This window comes from Paenibacillus sp. J31R120 (assembly GCF_056269225.1).
On record NZ_JBWDNN010000002.1, the window covers coordinates 1,320,512 to 1,326,589 of the forward strand.

Genomic DNA, 6,078 nt, shown 5'->3' on the forward strand with positions numbered 1-6,078 from the left:
GAAGCCGATGTATGGATTGGGTTTGTCATTGCATGACCGAACCGCTGTCCTGTTCCTTCGGAGCTTGCTTGGTGCGGTAGAAATACCAGCAATCGTTCAGCAGCTTGATCTGCCGGCGGTCCTTCTGCTGGAATGCGCGCATCAGTTGGTTGCACAGCCACTGCGGCATACGCATCGTCCTCCTTCCGGGCCTAACCTGTTGTTCTATTACCATATGGCGGAGGGCGAATGTCCGTGCAGGTCCAAGCGAATTAGCCTAGCTGATCTTCCTCATATTCTTCGTACCACTGCTCCAGTTGAGCCTGAAGTGCGCGAATTTCGGTCAAAAGCGAGATAAGCGGATACGACTTTTCTTCAATGCCGGCAAAGTCCTTCTCCAGACCGTTAATATACTGAAGGCCTCCAATGATGGAGATAGAAGCGTCATGCAGATCGATATTGTCGCACTCAGCAACCGCATACGGCAGGCTTGGCACGCGGTCTGCAGTCAATTTATCGATTTCTTTATGGAGACGCAGATTCAGCGCACTTAGCTGGTACGCGTGAGATGCCGGCATCTCGACGAAGGACAGGGTATCCTTTTCTTTCATTAATACATAACGCATGGTAGCCATGATGGTGTAGCTCTCCCCTCGGTTTTGCTGCTCAATTTCTTGCAACGTATCATCATTCCTACTTGACAGTGTAGCTTATACACGCGTTAAAATTCAAGTAGTTGGGGGAGGCTAAGTATGGATAATCAAGCTTTGCAGCAGTGGGTGGAGCGGGTATCGCTGGAATCATTCGGCAGGCCGTTTCTGCACCAGGCTACATTTAACGGAAGGCTGAAGGCAACAGGGGGGCGGTACTTTACCCGGTCCCATCATATCGAGATTAGTCCGCATCAGCTTGCAGCATTTGGCATGGAGGAGACGGAGAAGATTATTAAGCATGAGCTGTGCCATTATCATCTCCATCTAATGAAGCGGGGCTATCGCCATCGGGATGCCGACTTCAAGACGCTGCTTGCGCATGTGGGGGGCTCCAGATATTGCAATTCGCTTCCGGAACGATCGGCAAGAAAAGCAATGCCGTTCAAATATAAGCTTACCTGCGTTCGTTGTGGAATGGAATATTTGCGGAAACGGAAGGTCGATCCTGCGCGTTATGCTTGTGGTAAATGCAGGGGAAAATTAAAGCTGTTTTTGCTTGACAAGGAAGACGGGCCATGATAAATTATTAGAAGTCACTTTAATATTCCCTGATAGCTCAGTTGGTAGAGCACTCGACTGTTAATCGAGTTGTCACAGGTTCGAGTCCTGTTCGGGGAGCCATTTCCTGGAGAAGTACCCAAGTGGCTCAAGGGGACCCTCTGCTAAGGGGTTAGACTGCGTAAGTGGTGCGAGGGTTCGAATCCCTCCTTCTCCGCCACATTTTTTTCTCAGGACTCATGCGTAAGGAGGCCGAGCATCGGTCTTTTTTATTTGTCTCAAGTTCGGAGACATGAATGATCTGAAAAAAGTGCTTGCATTATGCAGGATAAGTTGATATAATCGTTCTTGTCGCAAAAATGCGAAGGCAATAAACTTGCAACATATGGCCCGTTGGTCAAGGGGTTAAGACACCTCCCTTTCACGGAGGTAACAGGGGTTCGAATCCCCTACGGGTCACCAACCATCCTCTAAGAAGCAGCTCTTATGAGTTCGTTTCCGTCATGAGAGCCATTAGCTCAGTTGGTAGAGCACCTGACTTTTAATCAGGGTGTCGAAGGTTCGAGTCCTTCATGGCTCACCAGTTTTCTTCTTCCCTCGAAGACAGCTGGCGATGAAGGGATAGGTACAATTTCAAATGTGCGGTAGTGGTGGAATGGCAGACACGCTATCTTGAGGGGGTAGTGGGTGTATACCCGTGGAGGTTCGAGTCCTCTCTACCGCATACAACGAAAGTCCTTGCGAAAGCAGGGGCTTTTTTCTATTTGTTTATCTGATACTATGAATCAAAACTTGTTTTTACGATTTCATCTGTAGTGGTTGGTTTTATAACAGGACTGTTTTTACTAGCGTTGGCTACCATTATTAACTTACTTCAAAAACTTGTCAACAAGGAAATGATTAAGCCTGATGTTCAAATTAATAATACTGAAACAGTCTGAAACGTTAGAGCCCTCTTAGATAAGGGGCTCTTTTGATTTTTTTCTAAGAAAACATGTAAACCTTTATTATAGCTATTCACGACCACAACAAGTCATCTCCATGTGCTAACATGTGGATGAGGTGGAGCATATGGATATAAGCGGTGATAAGGTGATGTTATCCCGGTTAACTGTAGATGACTTGGACTTTATTTGTGATATCGAATGCAACACTGAGCTTTGGCATTATGAAGAAGTGGTGCAATCAGATCGTGAGGTTGTGCGTCAGGCTTATCTTGATAAGATCAATAGCGATTGCAAGGACCAACATGATTTTGTCGTGTACCTGGTGTCTGGCGATATCCGAACGCCAATTGGTCTGGCTCAAATATGGAGGTATAACGAATACAGAAAGAGCTGGGAGATCGGTTTTGCAATCCTTCCTCCGTATACTGGGCAGGGCTTTGGAACCGAAGCAGCAAAGCTGTTGTTGAAATTTGGTTTCGAAGAACTTGATGCACATAAAGTAGTGGGGATGTGCAACGCCAGAAATTCGCATTCCGCAGCGCTAATGGAGCGGATTGGCATGACAAGGGAAGCGGTGTTCAAGGAAGAGCTGTATTGGCGAGGACAATGGACCGATCAATATTATTACTCCATCCTGGAGAGGGAATATATCGCTGATGGTCGTGGAGAGCGTATCGCAGGAGCGGGAAAAAGAGCAGGAAGTTAAAAAATTTTCACTTCTAAAATGATAAACCGCTGCTTAGAATAGAAATTAGAGAGCGAGGTCATCGCTCTCTGTTCAAGACATTATGAGGCGGCATGTCCTCCGAATGGTGTGGAAGAAAATGACTCGTCAGGCCGTCAACCAATGGCGAGTTATTTTCGTTTCAAGTAGCTGAGCAATGCAAGAAGAAAAGTACCAAGCATGATGACTTCCACAGTTGTATATGTCATTCGGCATCTCTCCTTTCCTGGGAGGGAATGCCACTTCAGGCGTCTATACTTCATAAATATGGATATTTTATGAAACTAGAACATATTTTTAAGCCGTAGGGACAGTGCCCCACGGCTTTTGAATCTTTGCTTTAATGAAAGGCGGAAGGAAACTGCCGGATAATTCCGTGTGTCATCATGTCGGCCATTCCCAGCGCTTGAGGTTCGATCTGATCGTTCAGCGCAATATTTTGCTCATAATCGCCGGCAAGCCGGGTGGCCGCTTCTTCCGCAGTCAGCTTCAGATGCTCATAGAGCATCCTCTTCCATTCTTGCTCGGACCAGTAAGGATTGATTTGGCTAAAAAATAGAGCCAGAGTATCCGCATTGGCGTACCAGCGCCTATTCGCATCTTCTGCTGCAGCCGAATTGCCGGCTTGCAGCGCTTTAACGAGCTCCGCTGCAATGGCGAGATGTTCCGTGAACAACTGGTTAAATCTTGAAGCCGTTGCTGCACCGTAAAGCGGCTCCAGGAGCGCGGCAAAATCTTTGGGATTGCGCAAGAGCCTCGCTGTCGTCAGCTCTTCGTCCGGCAATCGGCCCACGATGCTGTTAATCGTTAATCGGGTCCAATAAATATGCTGCTCCCACAACGTTCTAACCTTTTGATCCAATTCAACCATCGATGATGTCCATGTGTGTGAGTGGCTTTGCCTACAATAATAATATTGAAGCGGATAATATCCGTACATGCTTCCGATCGCACTCTCCTTCAATCGATATAGCATTAGTGTATAGGCGAAGAGCTAATGCTGTGCATCACTTCATGTCGGGTTTTCATTTTATTCGCTCATCTTAAGCTTTAATTTGTTGTCGTTGATCGTTAAACAATAAGAAATAATTGGGCAAAACTTCGCAGATGCTAAACAGCGCCATTAGTTTCGTAATTGTCGATTAAGGAGGCATCAGAAAACAACGGAGCATGCACGCATGACCGCTGCTTTTCAAAACTTGATAAAGATTGCCCTACACTTAAAAAAGTAGGGCAATCTAGTGGAGTGTATGAGTTCATCTATACAACCTCTTTGACCTGAAATTATACATCTAATTTTTTGAGAACAATTGAGGCATTAACATTTGTTACTGTTCCGCCTGCTAGTGTTTGAAGAGTTACCGCTGCAGCGGAAGTATGATTGTGCAGCGTCAGCGTATCTCCTGCCGCTATAGCAATTATCGCCTGGCCGTTATTCTGCTGCGTACCTGCGCCAGAACCGTAAACCGTATTCGTGACAGGAGCACCGTTTAAAAATAACGTGAACTGATTTGGTTCTACACCTGAAACTGAGAAAGTAACTTCATAATCTCCTGCAGTCGTAATGTTAATGTTAGAAGTACCAGGTGTATGAGTAATTCCAGGAGTCGTTATACCGGTTGTACTAAAAAGGATGGGGGCCTCTAACGCAACAACTTGAGCATCCAGATTATAAATATACCCATACTCCGCAATTCCTCCAGGACCTGTTGGCCCGGTGGGTCCAGTAGCGCCATCAGTACCTGTTGCCCCAGTCGCTCCGGCGGGACCAGTCGCTCCATCGGCGCCAGTTGGGCCAGTAGATCCGGCGGGACCAGTAGCACCATCCGCGCCAGTCGCTCCGGCGGGACCAGTAGCGCCATCGGCGCCAGTCGGACCAGCGGGACCAGTCGGGCCAGTTGATCCAGCGGGACCAGTAGCCCCATCGGTACCAGTAGCCCCATCAGCACCAGTCGGGCCAGTAGATCCAGCGGGACCAGTCGCGCCATCCGCGCCAGTCGCGCCATCCGCGCCAGTCGCTCCATCGGCGCCAGTAGCCCCATCGGCGCCAGTTGGGCCAGTCGCTCCCACGGCACCAGTCGCGCCATCCGCTCCAGTCGGGCCAGTAGATCCGGCGGGACCAGTCGCGCCATCCGCGCCAGTAGCCCCATCGGCACCAGTAGCCCCATCGGCGCCAGTCGGGCCAGTTGATCCAGCGGGACCAGTAGCCCCATCGGCGCCAGTTGGGCCAGTCGCTCCCGCGGCACCAGTCGGGCCAGTTGATCCAGCGGGACCAGTAGCCCCATCTGCGCCAGTTGGGCCAGTCGCTCCCGCGGCACCAGTAGCGCCATCTGCTCCAGTCGGGCCAGTAGATCCGGCGGGACCAGTAGCGCCATCAGTACCTGTTGCCCCAGTCGCTCCGGCGGGACCAGTCGCTCCATCGGCGCCAGTCGGGCCAGTTGATCCAGCGGGACCAGTAGCCCCATCGGCGCCAGTTGGGCCAGTCGCTCCCGCGGCACCAGTAGCGCCATCTGCTCCAGTCGGGCCAGTAGATCCGGCGGGACCAGTAGCGCCATCGGCACCAGTCGCGCCATCTGCGCCAGTCGCTCCATCGGCACCAGTCGGGCCAGTTGATCCAGCGGGACCAGTCACTCCATCTGCGCCAGTCGGGCCAGTTGACCCGACGGGACCGGTAGCGCCATCGGCGCCAGTTGGTCCAGCGGGACCAGTAGCCCCATCTGCGCCAGTTGGGCCAGTTGATCCAGCGGGACCAGTAGCCCCATCTGCGCCAGTTGGGCCAGTTGATCCAGCGGGACCAGTAGCCCCATCTGCGCCAGTTGGTCCAGCGGGACCAGTCGCTCCAGTCGAACCGGCGGGACCGGTAGCGCCATCTATGCCAGTAGTTCCAGTTGGTCCAGCGGGACCCGTCGCCCCATCGGCGCCAGTCGGGCCAGTTGGTCCAGCGGGACCAGTAGCGCCATCAACTCCTGTTGCACCTGTAGCTCCAGTTGGTCCTGTGGAGCCAGAGGGCCCTGTTGGTCCAGTCGCGCCAGTCAGACCGGTCGGTCCTGTGGAGCCAGTCAGCCCTGTTGGCCCAGTCGCGCCAGTCAGACCAGTCGGTCCTGTAGAGCCAGAGGGCCCTGTTGGTCCAGTCGCGCCAGTCAGACCGGTCGGTCCTGTGGAGCCAGTCAGCCCTGTTGGCCCAGTCGCGCCAGTCAGACCAGTCGGTCCTGTAGAG

The 6,078-nt window shown here is 51.6% G+C and carries 6 protein-coding genes and 5 tRNA genes; 7 read left to right on the forward strand and 4 right to left on the reverse strand.

Annotated features, from left to right (window positions below; all coding sequences use genetic code 11):
* Positions 1-25: 25 nt before the first annotated feature.
* Together cmpA and AC0YNW_RS12180 are read right to left on the reverse strand one after the other, a co-directional pair.
* Positions 26-169: a cortex morphogenetic protein CmpA gene (cmpA, locus tag AC0YNW_RS12175; protein ID WP_387469076.1), complete on the reverse strand. Its 144-nt coding sequence runs from the start codon at positions 167-169 to the stop codon at positions 26-28.
* Between the two features lie 82 nt (positions 170-251).
* Positions 252-614 (reverse strand): hydrolase/acyltransferase, encoded by a 363-nt coding sequence (locus AC0YNW_RS12180; protein ID WP_475832164.1) that lies wholly within the window; start codon positions 612-614, stop codon positions 252-254.
* 117 nt (positions 615-731) lie between these two features.
* Here AC0YNW_RS12180 and AC0YNW_RS12185 point away from each other — a divergent pair, with 117 nt between their 5' ends.
* From AC0YNW_RS12185 to AC0YNW_RS12215, 7 genes are all read left to right on the forward strand, one after another.
* Complete coding sequence (locus AC0YNW_RS12185) at positions 732-1,211, forward strand: SprT family protein (protein ID WP_475832165.1); 480 nt, start codon at positions 732-734, stop codon at positions 1,209-1,211.
* Between the two features lie 26 nt (positions 1,212-1,237).
* A tRNA-Asn gene (locus AC0YNW_RS12190) sits at positions 1,238-1,313 on the forward strand.
* A gap of 6 nt (positions 1,314-1,319) precedes the next feature.
* A tRNA-Ser gene (locus AC0YNW_RS12195) sits at positions 1,320-1,410 on the forward strand.
* Positions 1,411-1,577: 167 nt separating this feature from the next.
* Positions 1,578-1,652 (forward strand) — tRNA-Glu (locus AC0YNW_RS12200).
* A gap of 45 nt (positions 1,653-1,697) precedes the next feature.
* Positions 1,698-1,773: transfer RNA gene (locus AC0YNW_RS12205), tRNA-Lys, on the forward strand.
* Positions 1,774-1,831: 58 nt separating this feature from the next.
* A tRNA-Leu gene (locus tag AC0YNW_RS12210) sits at positions 1,832-1,914 on the forward strand.
* 347 nt (positions 1,915-2,261) lie between these two features.
* Positions 2,262-2,843, forward strand: a complete 582-nt coding sequence (locus AC0YNW_RS12215; RefSeq protein ID WP_475832166.1) for a GNAT family N-acetyltransferase — start codon at positions 2,262-2,264, stop codon at positions 2,841-2,843.
* Positions 2,844-3,201: 358 nt separating this feature from the next.
* On the opposite strand, the gene AC0YNW_RS12220 is transcribed toward AC0YNW_RS12215, so the two are convergent.
* Together AC0YNW_RS12220 and AC0YNW_RS12225 are read right to left on the reverse strand one after the other, a co-directional pair.
* Positions 3,202-3,732 (reverse strand): acetylglutamate kinase, encoded by a 531-nt coding sequence (locus AC0YNW_RS12220; RefSeq protein ID WP_475832167.1) that lies wholly within the window; start codon positions 3,730-3,732, stop codon positions 3,202-3,204.
* A gap of 413 nt (positions 3,733-4,145) precedes the next feature.
* Positions 4,146-6,078: collagen-like domain-containing protein (locus tag AC0YNW_RS12225; protein WP_475832168.1), on the reverse strand; the 1,933-nt coding region annotated here is incomplete at its 5' end.